Annotated in this window: 18 protein-coding genes; 9 read left to right on the forward strand and 9 right to left on the reverse strand. The window is 69.6% G+C overall.

Annotated elements, in window-relative coordinates; all coding sequences use genetic code 11:
* On the reverse strand, positions 1-1,687 hold a 1,687-nt coding region (locus tag M6444_RS22095), incomplete at its 3' end, for a DUF4127 family protein (protein ID WP_298332520.1).
* Positions 1,688-1,876: 189 nt separating this feature from the next.
* Between M6444_RS22095 and M6444_RS22100 the strand changes: the two genes are divergently transcribed.
* The 7 genes from M6444_RS22100 (at position 1,877) to M6444_RS22130 (ending at position 9,267) form a co-directional block, all read left to right on the forward strand.
* Positions 1,877-2,905: a LacI family DNA-binding transcriptional regulator gene (locus tag M6444_RS22100; protein ID WP_298332522.1), complete on the forward strand. Its 1,029-nt coding sequence runs from the start codon at positions 1,877-1,879 to the stop codon at positions 2,903-2,905.
* A complete protein-coding gene (locus tag M6444_RS22105) occupies positions 2,905-4,503 on the forward strand; it encodes an FAD-dependent oxidoreductase (RefSeq protein WP_298332524.1) in 1,599 nt (532 codons plus the stop codon). Before M6444_RS22100 ends, M6444_RS22105 begins: the two co-directional genes overlap by 1 nt.
* 50 nt (positions 4,504-4,553) lie before the next feature.
* Positions 4,554-5,849 (forward strand): extracellular solute-binding protein, encoded by a 1,296-nt coding sequence (locus tag M6444_RS22110; RefSeq protein WP_298332526.1) that lies wholly within the window; start codon positions 4,554-4,556, stop codon positions 5,847-5,849.
* Between the two features lie 8 nt (positions 5,850-5,857).
* Complete coding sequence (locus M6444_RS22115; protein WP_298332529.1) at positions 5,858-6,793, forward strand: sugar ABC transporter permease; 936 nt, start codon at positions 5,858-5,860, stop codon at positions 6,791-6,793.
* 97 nt (positions 6,794-6,890) lie between these two features.
* Positions 6,891-7,694: a carbohydrate ABC transporter permease gene (locus M6444_RS22120; RefSeq protein WP_363326473.1), complete on the forward strand. Its 804-nt coding sequence runs from the start codon at positions 6,891-6,893 to the stop codon at positions 7,692-7,694.
* Positions 7,691-8,581 (forward strand): ROK family protein, encoded by an 891-nt coding sequence (locus tag M6444_RS22125; RefSeq protein WP_298332534.1) that lies wholly within the window; start codon positions 7,691-7,693, stop codon positions 8,579-8,581. Before M6444_RS22120 ends, M6444_RS22125 begins: the two co-directional genes overlap by 4 nt.
* Complete coding sequence (locus tag M6444_RS22130; RefSeq protein ID WP_298332537.1) at positions 8,578-9,267, forward strand: putative N-acetylmannosamine-6-phosphate 2-epimerase; 690 nt, start codon at positions 8,578-8,580, stop codon at positions 9,265-9,267. Before M6444_RS22125 ends, M6444_RS22130 begins: the two co-directional genes overlap by 4 nt.
* Here M6444_RS22130 and M6444_RS22135 read toward each other — a convergent pair.
* The 7 genes from M6444_RS22135 to M6444_RS22165 all read right to left on the reverse strand — a co-directional run bounded on the left by M6444_RS22135 (position 9,206) and on the right by M6444_RS22165 (position 14,611).
* A complete protein-coding gene (locus M6444_RS22135; RefSeq protein ID WP_298332539.1) occupies positions 9,206-11,554 on the reverse strand; it encodes a heavy metal translocating P-type ATPase in 2,349 nt (782 codons plus the stop codon). The genes M6444_RS22130 and M6444_RS22135 overlap by 62 nt on opposite strands.
* A gap of 103 nt (positions 11,555-11,657) precedes the next feature.
* Entirely contained in the window at positions 11,658-11,882 is a 225-nt protein-coding gene (locus M6444_RS22140; protein ID WP_298332542.1) for a heavy metal-associated domain-containing protein, read from the reverse strand.
* Between the two features lie 383 nt (positions 11,883-12,265).
* Complete coding sequence (locus M6444_RS22145; protein ID WP_298332545.1) at positions 12,266-12,601, reverse strand: YnfA family protein; 336 nt, start codon at positions 12,599-12,601, stop codon at positions 12,266-12,268.
* Between the two features lie 10 nt (positions 12,602-12,611).
* Positions 12,612-13,055, reverse strand: coding sequence for a MerR family transcriptional regulator (locus M6444_RS22150; protein ID WP_298332548.1), 444 nt, complete (start codon positions 13,053-13,055; stop codon positions 12,612-12,614).
* Entirely contained in the window at positions 13,052-13,417 is a 366-nt protein-coding gene (locus M6444_RS22155) for a hypothetical protein (protein WP_298332551.1), read from the reverse strand. The genes M6444_RS22150 and M6444_RS22155 overlap by 4 nt, the downstream gene beginning before the upstream one ends.
* 48 nt (positions 13,418-13,465) lie before the next feature.
* Positions 13,466-14,062, reverse strand: a complete 597-nt coding sequence (gene idi / locus M6444_RS22160; RefSeq protein ID WP_298332553.1) for an isopentenyl-diphosphate Delta-isomerase — start codon at positions 14,060-14,062, stop codon at positions 13,466-13,468.
* A 78-nt stretch (positions 14,063-14,140) separates the two neighbouring features.
* Entirely contained in the window at positions 14,141-14,611 is a 471-nt protein-coding gene (locus tag M6444_RS22165) for a hypothetical protein (protein ID WP_298332556.1), read from the reverse strand.
* Positions 14,612-14,752: 141 nt separating this feature from the next.
* On the opposite strand from M6444_RS22165, the gene M6444_RS22170 reads away from it, so the two are divergent.
* Complete coding sequence (locus M6444_RS22170) at positions 14,753-15,310, forward strand: NUDIX domain-containing protein (protein ID WP_298332559.1); 558 nt, start codon at positions 14,753-14,755, stop codon at positions 15,308-15,310.
* A 51-nt stretch (positions 15,311-15,361) separates the two neighbouring features.
* On the opposite strand, the gene M6444_RS22175 is transcribed toward M6444_RS22170, so the two are convergent.
* Positions 15,362-16,687: a BTAD domain-containing putative transcriptional regulator gene (locus M6444_RS22175; RefSeq protein ID WP_298332562.1), complete on the reverse strand. Its 1,326-nt coding sequence runs from the start codon at positions 16,685-16,687 to the stop codon at positions 15,362-15,364.
* Positions 16,688-16,814: 127 nt separating this feature from the next.
* Between M6444_RS22175 and M6444_RS22180 the strand changes: the two genes are divergently transcribed.
* Positions 16,815-17,363, forward strand: a complete 549-nt coding sequence (locus M6444_RS22180) for a hypothetical protein (protein WP_298332565.1) — start codon at positions 16,815-16,817, stop codon at positions 17,361-17,363.
* Positions 17,364-17,394: the final 31 nt, after the last annotated feature.

The following is a 17,394-nucleotide window of genomic DNA, read 5'->3' on the forward strand; positions in this document are numbered from 1 at the left end:
AACCGATCGGCTCGAACGTCATGACCGGCTCGGCGGCGATCTCGCCGGTGCGAAGCCACGGGAGATAGATGTTCCACTCGGCGACCGACTGCGCGGCGAGGGCTTCGGGCCCTGACCCGAGGTCACCGATCGCCCTGGGCACCCCGGCGAAGTGGGTGTCGAACAGCTCCTGCGCGTGCGGAAGGGTCCGGCTCCGGGCGAACTCGTCCACCTCGTCGTAATAGGTGCGCAGATTCTGCGGGTCCGGCTCACCCAGCGACGACGCGTACTCCGTCGTCGCGGTGCGCTCGAAGTTGCGATACGAGTCCGTCTGCACCCATTCGGACACCGTGACCTCGAGCGAGTCGCGGGCCGCACGCCGCAGTAGCTCGCGGCGCATCCTCTCCGGCCCGGCACCGCGCCCCCGCCCAGGCGGCAGCTGTCCGGACCGAGCCCGGGCGAGCAGCGCGAACCGGCTCAAGGACTGCGAGATCGGGATCCCGATGTTCCAGCCCGAGTACGAGTCCAGCTCGCCGCGCTGGATGTGCTCGTCGAGCAGCGGGAGCAGCCGAGGGTCGCTGCGCCCGGCGATGGCGTCGTCCCCCAACGCCACGGTTCGCCCGTCGCGGACGTACTGCACGAGTCGATCCGCGAAGGGCGCGACCGACGCCGAATTGCCGCCGGTGTTGGCCATCAAGACGATGTCCGCGTCGTCGAGGTGATCGACCAGGCGTCCGCCGATGATCTCGACGTAGCCCTTGATCAGCTCGGCGTAGGGGATGTTCTGATACGGCGCTGTCCACTCGTCGCCGTGCACCCGCGAGTACTCGACGTAGACCTGCGGGCGCACCGCCGCGTCTTCGACGGCGATCTTGGCCAGCAGGACCGACGCGACGACGTCCGCGCCCGGGTAGAGCTTGACCCGGTCGCCGACGCCGAGCGCCTCGATGTGCGCGAGCAGCGCCTGCGCCTCGGGGCGGTGCAACCCGGTGCCCGAAGCGTCGTCCTGGCCCATGACGAGAAAGTCGATCACGCCCTCGGCGGCCCAGCTGATCATGCGCAGGTTGATCTCGTGGTTGCGCGCCCTGGTGGCCAGATAGTCCTCGCGGACCTCGAGCGGGATCTCGGCTTCGAGCGCCTCGAGCTCGGCTCGTTTGTCTTCCATGCCGAGGTTCTCCACCTCGTCGACCAAGGTCGCCCAGATCCGCAGTTGGGTGCGCCACGGGCCTTCCGGCGTCAGCCGCATGATGGTGTCGAAGGCGTACAGGCGCTTGCGCGGATTCTGCCGCTTCACGGTGCGTACGGCTTCGAGTTGACGCTCGGCATCTGCGCGGCTCACGCTGCTGTTGCGGGAGTTCAGCAGGCCTCCGTACGCGAGCATCGGCAGCGCGACTACGACGGCGTCGGCGCGGTGCGCCGCCCGGACAAGCCAACGTCCCGCCGCTCGGCCGTCACCGGGCGTGAAGTGCCGGCCGAGGACGTGATGCTCCGGCGTGACCATGGCATAGCCCGCCGCGCCGGCCAGTTTTTGCGGCGCGTACCACGTGTAGGGGCGGTCATCCAGCGGGACCAGGGCGATCGTCCCCAGATCGACCTCGGCCGCGGCATTCGCCCGGCCGGCTGCGCCCAGCCAGGGCACGACGGCGAGGCCGGCGCCCGCGGCAGCGCCCTTCACGAGCGAACGACGACTCAACACGAACTCGGACACTGCCCACTCCTCAAGCTCCGGGGGTCGGTCGAGCAAGACTCTGGGCGGTCACCGAACCGTTCGTCAAGAGTTTCCGCCGTGATAATTCGGATTATCCGTCGACCACCGGCTTGACAGGACCGTCCGCGACCCTGCAGTGTTCGTCATGCCTCGCCGCTGCCAATACGCATTATCGAGAGGAGCCGAACGATGCCCAGCCGCTCTGGCCGGATCACCCAGCGCGACATCGCCCGGCTCGCACAGGTGAGTCAAACCACCGTGTCGATGGTGCTCAACGACCGCCACGTCCCCGGCGTTCGGATCGCTCCGGCCACCCGTGAGCGTGTCCTGCAGGTCATCCGCGAAACCGGGTACGTCGCCGACCCGGTCGCGCGGCGCATGCAGGCCGGGCGCAACCAGATCATCGGCGTGTTCACCTACGAGCGGGTGTTCCCCAGCACCAGTGCGGACTTCTTCCACCCGTTCCTGGTCGGCATCGAGGAGCACTCCGAACGGCTCGGCTGCGACCTTCTGTTGTTCACCAGCGCACCGACCGGCGCAGGGCGGCGCATCTTCCACGAGAACACCCGGCTCCGCCTGGCCGATGGCTGCCTGTTGCTCGGGCGGGAGATCCCGGCCGACGAGCTCGGCCGGCTCAACGCCGAGGCCTACCCGTTCGTCGCCATCGGCCGTCGCGACGACGCCAACGGCCCGGTCCCCTACGTCGGAGCCGCCTACGCCGATGCCACCGCCGAGCTCGTCGAACGAGCTCGCGCGCTCGGCCACCGCGAGTTCGCCTACGTCGGGGACGGCGCGAGCCCGGAGTCGGCCGTGGATCGCTGGCAAGGTTTCACCCGGGCGGGTGGGCAGCGACACGAGCCGACCACCGGACGCGACATCGGCGACATCCTCGACACGCTGCTCGCCGCGGGCGTGACCGCCGCCTTGGCCGAGGGATCCGACGACGCAGTCAACCTCGCCGCCGCTGCCGAAGCCCGCGGCCTGGCAGTACCCGGCGACCTGTCGATCCTCGCGCTCGGCGACCCCATCGACGTCGTCCCGGACCGCCAGTTCAGTGGATTCCATCTCCCGCGCCGCGACATGGGCACCCAGGCGGTGGAGGTGCTGACCGCGATCCTCTCCGGCGACGACGTCGAATCTCAGCGGCTGCTGCCGTGCCAGTTCGTCGAGGGCGAGACCCTCGGCCCACCTCATGAACGCGACCCGAAAGGAAGATAGTGCGTACAGACGTCCTCGTCGTCGGCGGAGGGATGGGCGGCGTTGCCGCTGCGCTCGCGGCATTGCGAGCCGGGCGGTCGGTCATCCTCACCGAGGAGTTCCCCTGGCTCGGGGGCCAGCTCACGAGCCAGGCGGTGCCGCCCGACGAGCACTCGTGGGTCGAGGAGTTCGGCATCACCGCCTCGTACCGCCGGCTCCGCGAGAGCATCCGCGATTTCTACCGCGCGCATTACCCGCTGACCGACGCCGCCCGCGCGCAGCCCGACCTCAATCCCGGCGCCGGGTACGTGTCCCGGCTGTGTCATGAACCGCGAGTAGCCGCCGCGGTGATCGAGACGATGTTGCTTCCCTACCGCTCATCCGGGCGGCTCACCGTCCTGCAACCGGTACGCCCGGTCGGCGCGGACGTGGACGGCGACGTGGTGCGGGCGGTGACGGTCGAGAACCTGCACGACCACGCGACGACGACGATCGAAGCTCCGTACGTGGTCGACGCCACCGAGACCGGCGAGTTGCTGCCGCTGACCGGCACCGAGTACGTCACGGGCTTCGAGTCGCAGGCCGACACCGGGGAGCCCAGTGCGCCCCAGCACGCTCAGCCGATGAACATGCAGGCGGTGTCGTTCTGCTTCGCGATCGACCATGTCGACGGCGATCACACGATCGACCGGCCGGCCAGCTACGATTTCTGGCGCGCTTACCAGCCGCCGTACTGGGGTGCCCCCTTTCTGTCCTGGACCGGGCCGGATCCCCGGACGTTGGACACCGTGCAGCGAGCATTCACCCCCAACCCCGATGACGACCCGCAGGCCGTGCTCGCCGATCAGCGGGTCAACCCCGGTGGCGACGATCTGTGGACGTTCCGCCGGATCGCCGCGCGGCGCAATTTCGCCGACGGCTTCTACGCCAGCGACATCACCCTGGTCAACTGGCCGATGATCGATTACCTCGAAGGCCCCGTCATCGACGTGCCCGACGCCGACGACCACCTGGCCCACGCCCGGGAGCTGTCGTACTCGGTCCTGTACTGGATGCAGACCGAGGCGCCTCGTCCCGACGGCGGCACCGGGTTCCCGGGCCTGCGGCTGCGCGGCGACGTCACCGGCGACCCCAGCGGGTTGGCGCAGGCGCCGTACATCCGCGAGGCACGCCGGATCCGAGCCGAATACACCGTCGTCGAGCAGGACCTGGCCAGCGCCGTACGCGGCGACAAAGGAGCGGTGTCGTACCACGACTCCGTCGGCGTCGGGATGTATCGGATCGACCTGCACCCGTCGACCGGAGGCGACAACTACATCGACGTCGCCGCCGAGCCGTTCGAGATCCCACTGGGAGCGCTCCTCCCCCGCCGGATGCGCAACCTGCTGCCGGCGGGCAAGAACATCGGCACGACCCACATCACCAACGGCTGTTACCGCCTGCATCCGGTCGAATGGAACATCGGCGAGGTCGCGGGCCGGTTGGCGGCGTACTGCCTGGAGCATCGGACCGCTCCGACGGCGGTGCGCAACGACCCGCGTAGCTTGGCCGACTTCCAATCCGTGTTGACCGCCGAAGGCATCGAGCTGCGCTGGCCGGAGGGCGTCTCCGGCTACTGACCCCGGGGCGCTCGCCGCCGGCGGCTATCGCCCCTGACGAAGGAGTACTGATGAGAACTGTCCGTACCGGTCGCGGCTGGCTGGCCGTGACCGCGCTCGCGGCGATCACGCTGGCCGCGTGTGGCGCCGACTCGTCTGACGACGGGGGCACCGCCGACGGGCCCGTAGAGCTGCGTATGACCGTGTGGACCGCTGACGAGGCGCAGCTGGCGATGTTCCAGGAGATCGGTGACGCCTATGTCGCCGAACACGGCGACACCGTGTCGGACGTGTCGTTCGAGACGCTGCCGTTCGAGGAATACACCACGGGCCTCACCACTCAGATCGCCGGCGGCAATCCGCCGGATCTGGCCTGGATCTTCGAGAACTCCGCTCCGGAGTTCGTCGACAGCGGCGCCCTGCTCGACCTGCGCCCGGTGCTCGAGCAGGCCGAGGGATACGAGTTCGATGACCTCGAACCCGACGCGCTGAACCTGTGGAGCTCTGGCGACGGCCTGTTCGCCTACCCGTTCTCCAACAGCCCGTTCGGGATCTTCGTCAATCTCGACCACCTCGCCGCCGCCGGGCAACCGACCCCCGCCGAGCTCATCGCCAACGGCGAGTGGACCTGGGACAAGGCCGCCGAGATCGCAGCGGCAGCCGCGCAGGCCAGCGGAAAGTCGGGATTGGTCGTCCGCGACTTCGAGTTCTCCGCGTGGGACAACCTCGCCACGATCTGGAACGGCTGGGACGCCCGGCCCTGGTCCGACGACGGCACGACGTGCGAGTTCGATGCACCGGAGATGGTCGACGCGCTCACCTGGTTCCACGACCAGGTGTTCGTCGAGCAAGCGATCCCGGGGCCGGGCACCACGGCCGACTTCTTCGCCGGCGATGCCGCCTTGACCATCACCCAGATCAGCCGTGCCTCGGCTTTGGACGACAGCTTCGCGTGGGATCTCGTGCCGCTACCGGCAGGCCCGGCCGAGCAGGTCAGCGTCATCGGCCAGGCCGGCATCGGGGTCTTCGCCGACGGCCCGAACGCCGAAGCTGCCGCCGATTTCTTGGCCTACTTCACCAACCCGGAGAACGCCGAGAAGCTCTCGACCTACTTCCCGCCGCCGCGCACGTCGCTGCTCAACGCTGACACGTTGAAGGCGGCGAACCCGAAGTTGACCGCCGAACAGCTGCAGTCCGTGGTCGTCGACGGCATCAAGGGGGCGCAGACCAAGCCGGCGCACGCCAAGTTCTCGCAACTGCAGCAGACGGTGCGAGCCGAGCTGGACGCACTGTGGGAGCCCGGTGCTGACGTCGAAGCCGTCGCAGCGTCGGTGTGCACCGCGATCGACCCGCTGCTGGGCGGCTGACCTCGACCATGAGTGCCACGCTCGACCGATCGACGCGTCGCCGGGCCACATCGGCCCGGCGGCGCTCCACCGCTCGCCGTGCGGACGTCCTGACCGGCTACGCCTTCGTGACACCGCAGCTGGTCGGCAGTGCAGTGTTCGTCATCGGGCCGCTGATCGCGGTCGGGTGGTACAGCCTGCACGACTGGAACGTGCTGGCGAACAGCTTCACGTTCACCGGCGCGGCGAACTACCAGCGCTTGATCGACGACCCGAGTTTCGTCGACTCGCTCAAGGCCAGCGGGATCTTCTCCGCCGGGCTGGTCGTGCTCAACGTCGGGCTGGCGCTGCTCTTGGCGGTCATGCTCAATCAACGCATGCGCGGCACCACGACGTTTCGCACGTTCTTCTTCTCCCCGGTCGTGGTCTCGCTGGTCGCGTGGACCATCCTGTGGGGTTTCCTGCTGCAGGCCGACGGCGGCATCAACGGCTTCTTGTCCCAGATCGGTGTGGACGGGCCGAACTGGCTGCGCCGGGAGGACACGGCCATGCTGTCGGTCATCGTGGTGCAGGTGTTCAAGAACGTCGGGTTGAACATGGTGCTCTTCCTTGCCGCGTTGCAGGGCGTGCCCGGTGAGATCAGAGAGGCGGCCAGGGTCGACGGAGCTTCGGCGTGGCGTTCGTTCCGCTCGATCACCATTCCGCTCATCAGCCCGACGATCCTGTTGGTCTCGATCCTGACCATCGTCGGGTCGCTGCAGGTGTTCGCCCAGATCGCCGTGCTCACCCAGGGCGGGCCGGGCACGTCCACCACGGTGCTGGTCTATTACCTGTACCAGCAGGCGTTCCAGTTCAACGAGTTCGGCTACGCCAGCACGGTCTCGGTGGTGTTGTTCCTCATCGTCGCCGTCCTGACGCTGGTGCAGTGGCAGACCCGGAAGCGGTGGGTGTTCCATGAAGTCTGAGGTCGTCGACACCCGCGAGCCGAGTGCTGCCGCCGTCGCTGCCGCACCGCCGACCAAGCGCACCCGCCCGCGCCGGCCGGTCAAGCGCATCGCCTTGATGGTGGCGCTCATCGTTCTGGCCGTCCCGTTCGTCTTCCCCACCTGGTGGATGGTGACGTCGAGCTTCAAGCCGATGAGCGAGATCCTGCGGATCCCGCCGACGCTGTGGCCGGCCGCACCGACCACCGAGGCGTACGGCCAGGTCTTCGACCTGCAGCCGTTCGCGCAGCAGTACTGGAACAGTCTCTACATCGCCGCTGTGGTGACGATCGGGACGATCCTGGTCTCGTCCATGGCCGGCTACGCCTTCGCGCGCATCGCGTTCCCCGGCGCGAACGTGTTGTTCGTGGTCGTGCTCGTGGGCTTGCTGGTACCGGCTGAGGTGACGATCGTCCCGCTGTTCCGCCTGGTGAACGCCGTCGGCATGATCGATACGCACTGGCCGCTGGTGGTCATCCCCATCATCGGGGCGCCCAGCGTGCTCGCGACGTTCATCATGCGCCAGTTCTTCCTCACCTTGCCCGGTGAGCTGGAGGACGCCGGCCGGGTGGACGGGCTCAGCCGCGCGGGCATCTTCCGGCGGATCGCCTTCCCGCTGGCCCGCCCGGCCATCGCCGCGGTGGCGATCTTCACGTTCATGCACTCGTGGAACCTGTTCCTCGAACCGCTCGTGTTCTTGTCGAGCAAGGAGAGCTTCACGTTGCCGCTGGCGCTCACCCAGTACGTCGACGCTTACGGCGGGCCGATCTGGAACGTCCAACTGGCGGCGACGACGCTCACCGTGCTGCCAGTGCTCGCCGTGTTCATCTTCGCCCAACGCCAGTTCGTCGAGGGGCTCGCGCACACCGGACTCAAAGGATGACCGCGATCGGAGTCGACATCGGCGGCACCAAGACGCTGGCCGGGCTGGTGAACGCCGAGGGGAAGGTGGTGTCGAGCAGAGAGGCGCCAACGCCGTCGGCCGCCGGTCCGGACGCGGTGCTGGCCACCGCAGCCGAGTTGGTCACCGCACTGGACACCGACGCCGACGTACCGGTGGGCGTGGGCGCGGCCGGGACGATCGACCACGTCACCGGGACCGTCCGCTTCGCCACCGACCACCTACCGAAGTGGACGGGGACGGCGGTCGCCGACGAGCTGCACCGGCGGACCGGGCGCACGGTCGTCGTCGACAACGACGTCAACGCCGCTGCGCTGGCTGAAGCCCGCTACGGCGTCGGTCGCGACCACGACCACCTGCTGCTCGTCGCCGTGGGAACCGGCCTGGGTGGCGGCTTGATCAGTGGTGGGCGTGTCTACCGGGGACGACGAAACGCCGCGCTGGAGATCGCGCATCTGTATGTGGGTGCCACCGGGGACGACGTGTGCGGCTGCGGGCGTACCGGCCATCTGGAGGCTGTCGCCTCCGGTACCGGCATCGCTCAGGCCTACGCCCGCGCATCCGGCGAGCAGACCAGCACGCGCGAGGTGGCCGAGCGCGCCCGTGCCGGAGAACCGACGGCGACCGAAGTGCTCGACCATGCCGGCGACACGCTGGGACGGGCGCTGGCCGGGTGCGTCGCCCTGTTCGACGTCGACGTCGTGGCGCTGGGGGGTAGTGTCGGCCCGGCGCTTCTCGCCCGGGCGACGGCGGCGTTCGAGGACGACCTGTTCGTGGCCCAGACCGACGTGGACCTGCTGCCGGTCGCTCTCGGCGCGAACGCGGTCGTGGTCGGGGCGGCGCTGATGGCCGTGGAGGGGCTGACATGACCGTTCTCGACGACTTGCGCGGGGGCGTCGTCATCTCGTGCCAGCCGCTGCCCGACGAGCCCGCCGATCCGATGCGGGACTCGTACGTGCAGGCGAAGGTGGCCGCCAGCGCGGTGCTCGGCGGTGCCGTCGGAGTGCGGATCAACGGTGTGGACGACATCGCCGCGGTACGTCAGGTGGTGTCGGTGCCGATCATCGGGCTGGTCAAGCACGGCCCCGGCCCGGTCGTCATCACCCCGACCGCCGGCTTGGCCATCGACGCTGCGACGGCCGGCGCGGACATCGTGGCCGTCGATGCGACCGACCGGCCCCGCCCGGACGACCAGCCGTTCGCGCAGACGGTCGCGGCGATTCACGAGAAGACCACGGCCTTGATCCTCGCCGACGTGTCGACGCTCGACGAAGGCCTGGCCGCGGCCGAGGCCGGCGCGGACGCCGTCGCGACGACACTGGCCGGCTACACCTCGCCGGGCCCGGGCCCGGACGAACCCGACCTGGCCCTGCTCGCGGCGTTGACCGCCCGGCTCGACGTCCCCGTCATCGCCGAGGGCCGCTACCGCAGCGGACCCGACGTCCAGCGGGCGTTCGACCACGGTGCGCACGCCGTCGTGGTCGGCAATGCGATCACCTCGCCGCTGTGGCTGACTCGGCGCCTGCTCGCCGAGAGCGGGCACCGCCCGCGGTGAACCGGCGTAGCCGGAGGCTGTTGGCGACCACACTCACGCTGGACAATGCCATCGCCGCGCCGGCGACCATCGGGTTGAGCAGACCAGCCGCCGCAACCGGGATCGCCAGGACGTTGTAGCCGAACGCCCAGACCAGGTTGGCCTTGATGGTCGTCAGCGTGCGTCGCGCCAGCCGGATCGCGTCGGCCGCCGCGCGCAGGTCCCCGCGGATCAGCGTGATGTCGCTCGCCTCGATGGCGGCGTCGGTGCCGGTACCCATGGCCAGCCCCAGGTCGGCTTGCGCCAGTGCCGCGGCGTCGTTCACGCCGTCACCCACCATGGCCACGACCTTGCCGTCACGCTGCAGTCCGGCGATGACGTCGACCTTCTCCTTGGGCAGCACCCCGGCGACGACCTCGTCGATGCCGACCTCGGCGGCGACCGTACGAGCCACGGCGTCGTTGTCGCCGGTGAGCAGGATCGGCGTCAGACCGAGCGCGCGCAGTTCGCTCACCGCCTGGCCGCTGGTGGGTTTGACCTGGTCGGCGACCACGAGCAGCGCCCTGGCCTGCCCGTTCCAGCCGACTGCGACCACAGTGTGCCCAGCCTGTTCGGCCCGCTGCCGGGACCGGGCGAGTTCGGGGCTGAGCGGCAGGCCGTGCTCGGCGAGCAGTGACTCGCGCCCGACGACGACGGTACGGCCCTCGACGACGCCCACGACCCCCTGGCCTTCGACACTGTCGAAGAACTTCACCGCAGGTAGCTCCCCGACCCGCTGCGTCGCAGCTCGCGCGACGGCTTGAGCGATCGGATGCTCCGACGCGTCTTCGAGTGCCCCTGCCAGGCGCACGACGTCGTCGGCGTCCACCCCCTTGCCGGGGACGACGTCGACCACGCTCATCTGCCCCGTCGTGACAGTGCCGGTCTTGTCCAGGACGACGGTGTCGACGCGGCGCGTGGATTCGAGGACCTCCGGGCCCTTGATCAGCACGCCGAGCTGAGCACCGCGACCGGTACCCACCATCAGGGCCAGCGGCGTCGCCAGCCCGAGCGCGCACGGGCAGGCGATGATCAACACCGCGACTGCGGCGGTGAACGCTGTGGCCGGGGCCTCGCCCGTACCCAGCCAGAACCCGAGCGTCGCCACCGCGACCACGATGACGATCGGGACGAACACGCCGGCGATGCGGTCGGCCAGCCGCTGTACTGCGGCTTTCCCCGCTTGGGCGTCCTCGACCAGCTTGGCCATCTGCGCCAACTGGGTGGCCGAACCGACCCTGGTGGCGCGCACCATCAGCCGGCCACCGGCGTTGACGGTGGCGCCGACCACCTCGTCGCCGATGGTGACTTCGACGGGCATCGATTCGCCGGTGAGCATGCTCATGTCGACCGCGGACGATCCCTCGACGATCACGCCGTCGGTGGCGATCTTCTCCCCCGGGCGCACGACGAAGACGTCGCCGACGGCCAGTTCCTCGGCCGGAACGCGTACCTGGGTACCCGAGCGCAGGACCGAGACCTCCTTGGCGCCGAGCTCCAGCAGCGCCCGCAGTGCCGAGCCCGCGCGCCGCTTGGACCGGGCCTCGAACCAGCGCCCGAGCAGGACGAACGTCGTCACACCCGCGGCGACCTCGAGATAGATGTTCGACGAGCCGCTGCCCCGCGAGATGGTCAGCTCGAACGGGTGCGTCATGCCCGGCATACCGGCGTCGCCGAGGAACAGCGCGTACAGCGACCACAGCAGCGCTGCGCTGGTGCCCATGGTGATCAGCGTGTCCATGGTCGCCGTGCCGTGCCTGAGGTTGGTCCAGGCGGCTCGATGGAACTCGAACCCGCCCCACACCACGACAGGTGCGGCCAGCGTCAGCGACAGCCACTGCCAATAGTCGAACTGCCAGGCCGGCACCATCGCCAGGGCGACGACCGGGACCGAAAGCACAGCGCTGACGATGACCCGGTCGCGAAGCGTGCGCAGTTCACGGTCGCGCTCGTCGTCGCCGCGCGAGCTGTCCGTGCCACCCGGCGCCGAGCCCGCCGCGTGCGGCGTCGTGGGCTGAGGCAGGTGTGCTCGGTACCCGGCGTTCTCGACCGCCGCGACGAGATCGTCGGTCGTCACGTCGCCGGAGTAGTGCACCTTGGCCTTCTCCGTCGCGTAGTTCACCGACGCGCTGACCCCGTCGATCTTGTTGAGCTTGCGTTCGATCCTGGCCGCGCACGACGCGCACGTCATGCCGCCGACGTCGATCTCGACGTGTGAGGTGGCTGTGGGCAGCGCAGCCGCCTGGTGGCCGGCAGCGTCCGTCGTCACGAGTGCTCCCCCTGGTCGTGGCCGCTGCCGGCACCGTGGCCGTCCGGTGCGTGTGCGTCACGCTCGACGGTCACCGTCATCGGCGAGCTTTCGAGATCTTTCATCACGAGGACGCTGCGTCACCGGTGAGCTGGTACCCGGCCTCCTCGACCGCGGCCCGCACCGCTTCGTCGGAGATCGCCGCCTCGCCGGTGACCTGTAGCCGGCCCGACGAGAGTTCGACGTCGACCCCGGTGACCCCGGCGATCTCGCCGACCTCTTCGCGAACCGAGGCGGCGCAGTGGTCGCAGGTCATTCCGGCGACGGTGTACGTGGCGGTGGAGGACATGACCGAACCTTCCTATCGAGAGGTGCTGACTGACGTGACGCATACATTACCCCCCTAGGGTATGCCTGCACCACGCCACCCCCACCTCAATCCACGACCCACGGTGTTGAAATGATCATGTTCACTTGGCAATCCCCTGCCACACCACCCATACACGCCTCGTGAAGCGACACAACGCCTCGTGGTCCAGCTGCAGGCGCTGCGCAAGCCCTGCACCCAATCGGCACGGCTCCGCGTTTCGCGAGGGCTCGGGCTGTTCGTGAGGCGTCTACGGCGCTATGCGGCCGCAGGTGCCTCATGATCGTCGCCCAGCGGCGATCGACCTCAGCGTCGCCCGACTGCGCACCGACGGCCGCGCCCGAACCGAACCCGAACCCGAACCCTCATCCTCCCCGCGGCGCGTACATGATGACGGCGACACCGAGCAAGCAGATCGCCGCACCGATGACGTCGAACCGGTCCGGCCGGAACCCGTCGAATGCCATCCCCCACGCCAGCGAACCGGCCACGAAGACGCCGCCGTAGGCCGCCAGGATCCGGCCGAAGTGCGGGTCGGGCTGCAGCGTGGCAACGAACCCGTAGAGCCCGAGTCCGACGACGCCGGCGCCGATCCACAGCAGCCCCCGCTGCTCACGGACCCCCTGCCACACCAGCCAAGCCCCGCCGATCTCGGTGACAGCGGCCAGGACGAACAGCGCGATCGAACGGGCGACGGTCATGTCGCTCATGCTAGGTGTGCCGGCTGAGCTGGGAGAACGGGATCGGGCAACCGGGGCTGCGCGCGCACGTCTGCAGGTCGTGACAGCCGGCATCGAGTGCAGCGCGCAGAGTGTCCCTGATGACGACCAGATCGGCGATGCGTTCCTCGACTTCGGCCATCTTGGCCGCCGCACGTGCGTGTAGGTCCCGGTCGGATGCGGCATGGCGGCGCCCGGTGGCGATGAGCTCGGCGATCTCGTCCAGCGTGAACCCGAGTCGTTGTGCTGCTTTGACGATCTTGATCGTCGAGACCGCACTCGGTGGATACGCCCGATGGCCGCCGAGGGTTCGGTGCGGCGTCTCGATCAGCCCGCGGCGTTCGTAGTAGCGCAACGTCTGCCGGTTCACTCCGGCCGCGGCAGCCACCTCTCCGCTGCGCAGGCCGGTGGCCGCTGGGTCCGGCGCGCCCGTCACACCCACCGCCGATCGTGCGCCGCCGTCACGGCCAGCGCCTGCAAGCCGTCGAGCACGCCGACGTGGGCGCTCGGCACCTCGACGCGCAGCCGGCCGCCACCGACGGCCTCGTCGACGGTGAAGTCGAAGAACGAACAGCACTCGACTTCTCGAGCCGCGAGATCGCGGGCGTGCGCCAGCATCGTGTGGTCGCCGTCCAGCGCCAGCCGAAGCACGGTCGCCGACTCACGCGTCACCGCCGACACCGTCGCGGCGAAGAACTGCGCGAACTCCACCACCCGCAGCGGTTGCTCGCCGGTCGGCAGCGTGCAGGCCGGCGGCACGAACGAGAGGTTCGGACGGTCAGGCTCGATGAGGTTCATACCTGCGACGGTAAACCTGTACCCAGGTACCGGATGCAAGCCTCGAGCTCAGCCGCCCACTGGTCGGGCAGCCTGCGGCAACGAGCGCCGGTCCACCGCGCCCCACTGGGCTGGGTCGTCGGGCCACTGGGCGAGCTCACGCACCTGCTCGACACACCAGGGCGACACGGAGCGACGGCCGGCCAACACGTCGGAGCGGAACTGCGCCCATGGAACCCAGTACGCCTCGGCGACCTCGCTCGCGCTCGCGGCCACCTCGTCGGTCGTGCCGGCGGCGAAGACCGGGCACAGCTCGTTCTCCACCATCCCGCTGACCATCTGCGCGCGGTAGCGGAAGGCGGGCAGGATCAGCCGGAGGCCGCTGAGGCTGATACCGAGCTCGTCACGCGCCCGGCGGTGCACCGCCTGCTCGATGGCCTCGCCCGGGCCGGGATGGCCGCAGACCGAGTTGGTCCACACGCCGGGCCAGGTCAGCTTCGACTCGGCTCGCCTGGTGACCAGCAGCGCGCCCGACGCGTCGAAGACATAGCACGAGAACGCCAGATGCAACGGCGTGGCGTCGTGATGCACTTCGCTCTTCAACGCCGCGCCGACCGCGCCACCCTTCTCGTCGACCAGGACGACCTGCTCGCCCGCCCCGTTCATGCCCGGCTCCCTCCACTCGATGAGTCCATCATGCCCATACGAGGCAACCGGCGGGGCGCCGCGGCCGCGTGGCGAGACTCAGCCGCAGTGGATACGCGTCAGAGTCCGCTGCGCCCAGTCGATGACGCCGGTGACATCGAGGCACCGGTTGGACATGTTCACCCCGGCTGGGGTGTACACCGGGCCTGCGTAGTAGCTGAAATGGCCCGCGTCGCACCCGGTGCTGCTGGGGCACTTCGGCCAACTGGAACCACTGGGCCGGATCGTGGCCTGGGTGTAGAGCGAGACACCGTACGTCGAGCCGGCATGGTTGGTGACCAGGCAGTTGCGTTTGGCGCTGCTGGACCAGTAGACGTCGAGATAGGCGAGCGTGCGCCCGGATGCGTTGATCGGGTAGTGCCCGACGTGGGAGTAGGACGACCCGCAGGGCCCGGCCATCGTGGTGATCTCACCCGGCGGCAAGGACGAATCACCGCCCGCAGACGCGGGTGCGGCGATACCCAGGACGAGGAGGACGGCGGCGGCTACGACACACAGTGCACGTTTCATACGGGATCGTCCTCCTTGCCCCGAACGAGCGATCTTGTCCATGACTGTGTCGGAGATTCGCTCATTACGCAAGATCATTCAGGGCTTCGCCTCGGGAAAACTCGTCGACTGCACCGCCTGCGGCATCGTAACGTCACAGGCATGGTTGCCTCGGCCGGCCCGGTTGCCGACCTACTCGTTCGTCACCGCCCGCAGACTCCGGACGAAGCTGCGGACACGTCCCGCGTGCGCGAGTTGATCGACATCGCCGCCGACCCGTGGTCGCGCTCGCTCCCCCTGCACATCACCGCCTCCGCGCTGGTCGCGCATCCGCCAAGCCGTCGAGTCCTGCTGCGCTGGCATCAGCGGCAGGGCGCGTGGCTGCAGGTGGGCGGGCACGGCGACCCGGGCGAGGCCGAACCCTTGGCCGTCGCGCTGCGGGAAGGGCGCGAAGAGACCGGGCTCACCGATCTCACGCCGTGGCCGGATGCGCGGCTGCTGCACGCAGTCGTGGTCCCGGTGGCTGCCGCGGGCGACGAACCGGCGCACGAGCACGCCGACCTGCGGTTCGTACTGGCCACCCAGCTTCCGGACGACGCCCGGCCGGAAAAGCCCGACGCGCCGGTGCGCTGGTTCAGCCTGGCCGAAGCCCGGGCGGCCACCACCGAAGCGAACGTTCACGAGACCCTCCGGCGGGTGGAACTACTGATGTTGTCCTGATCTGTTGGTCCGGCTCGTTCAGCGGCCACGCGCCGCCGTGGACGCCGCCATCTACTGGCCGCAGGTGGCGGTGCTGCACCATCTCCGCTGCCCACTACGGTCGATGAACAGCCAGCCGCAGGTCGGACTCGGACACCGGCGCACGGTCAGCCGCCGCGGATCGGCCAGCAGGTCGGCTGCCGCGCGCGCGGTGGCGTGGACGGGTGTGAGCAATCCGGCGCCGTGGCCGAGGCGCCAGCGACCGAGCCCGTCATCGTCGACGTCGAACACCGAGGCCCGGGCGGCAGCCTCGGCGTAGGCGGCCACAGCGCGGAAGGCGGCGTGATCGTCGGCGTTGGTCAGGTGCGCGTACAGGTGCCCGCGCAGGGCACGCGCCTCAGCGAGCACAGCCTCGGCCGCCGCGGGACGCCGCTGCGCCTGTTGCACCAGGGCTTCGGTGGTGCGCTCGTCGACGAGATCCATATAGCCCGCCCACACGGCCAACGTCGCATAGCTGCCCAGCCACTCCGAACGGGGCAACGGCGGATCGTGCCCCCAGCCGGCGAAGGTGTTGCAGAAATCCAGCGCCGGGTGGCCGCCGACGCTCCACGGCAGGACCTGACCGCCGACCCGGACGACGTAGTGCGGCACTTCGGGGACGCTGAGGGCGCGGTCGTTGTGCAGCACCTGATGGTGCAGCGTCTGCAGGTCCGGTCCGGGCTCCAGGCCGAGTTCGTCGACCAGCAGCTGGCGGGTCGCGCGGTACAGCTCCAGCGCATCGGCCTGTCGACCGCTGCGGTACAGCGCCGTCATCAGGTGCCCGACCAGCCGCTCACGGGTGGGCGTGGCCTGGACCGCCGGCGCCAGCTCGTTCGCCACGCGGTCGTGCAGTCCGAGACGCAGTTGCGATTCCGCGCGCAGTTCCAGGCTCGTCAAGCGCTGTTCGTCCAGGTCGGCTCCCAGGCGCCGGCGCAACGCGTCGTCGGCGACGTCGGCGAGCAGCGGCCCGCGCCACAGCTGTACGGCGCGGTCGAGGATCGCCAGGCGCCGAGTCGGCTCGCGCACCTCCAGCGCCTCGCCGGCCAGCCGGCGAAACGTCGTCACGTCGACGGTGAACTCGCCGGGTTCGATCAGGTAGCCGTCGTGGCCGGTGCCGATGCGCACGCCATACGGAGCGAGGCTGCGCCGCAGCCGGGCGATGTAGGTCTGGACGGTGCCCCGTGCCGAGCCAGGCGGGTCGCCATCCCAGAGCAGGTCGACGAGCTTGGCCATCGCGATGCTGCGGCCCGCGTGGAGGAGCAGCACGCCCAGCAGGCATCGCTCCTGCCGACGCTTCCCGACGTCGACGACAGCGCCGTCATGCCGGGCCTCGAACGGTCCCAGAAGTCCGAACTCCACCGTCGGGCGAGCGTACCAGCGTGCCGGTAGCCGTCGCGGCGTGCGGCGGCATGGTGATCCGATGGTGACCGAGACGCGCGAGGCTGGCGGCGCCCGATCCTGAAAGTCCTGAGCTGAAGGAGTTTTTGTGCGTCGTCTCGTGATCACCCTCGTGGCGATCGGTTCGCTCGCCTGCACCACCGCACCCGCGTCCGCCGCCGACGTCAGCGCCGGCACCGCCAGCGCCACATCCACCACGAACACCGGCGGCTGGCAACCGGCGCCGTCCGAGCCGTGGGAAGTGCCCGCCGGCGAACGGTGCGACTTCGCCATCAGCGGCGTACCCGTGGTCGACGAGGTGCGCAAGCTGACGCTGCAGACCCATCCCGACGGCACCGCCAAGCGCGAGCTCTACACCGGCGACCTCGTCGTGCGGATCACCAACCTCGAGACCGGTGCCTACACCGACGCCGACGCTGGTGGGGACGCGGTCATGGAGTTCCGCGCCGACGGTTCGCCGGCGCGGTGGTACGTACGCGGGCCGGTCCTGGTGGGTATGGGCGCCGACGGCGGCAACCTGCCTCGCGGCATGTGGATCGTCGACGGCGTGTTCACCATCGACTTCACCACGGACGGTAAGAAGAACATCACCATGGTGCACGGCGACCAGCGCGAGTTGTGCGCCACGATCGCCTGACTCCAGCCGTTGGCGGGTCGACCTCGGGCGC

Source organism: Haloactinopolyspora sp., assembly GCF_027324685.1.
GTDB lineage: Bacteria > Actinomycetota > Actinomycetes > Jiangellales > Jiangellaceae > Haloactinopolyspora.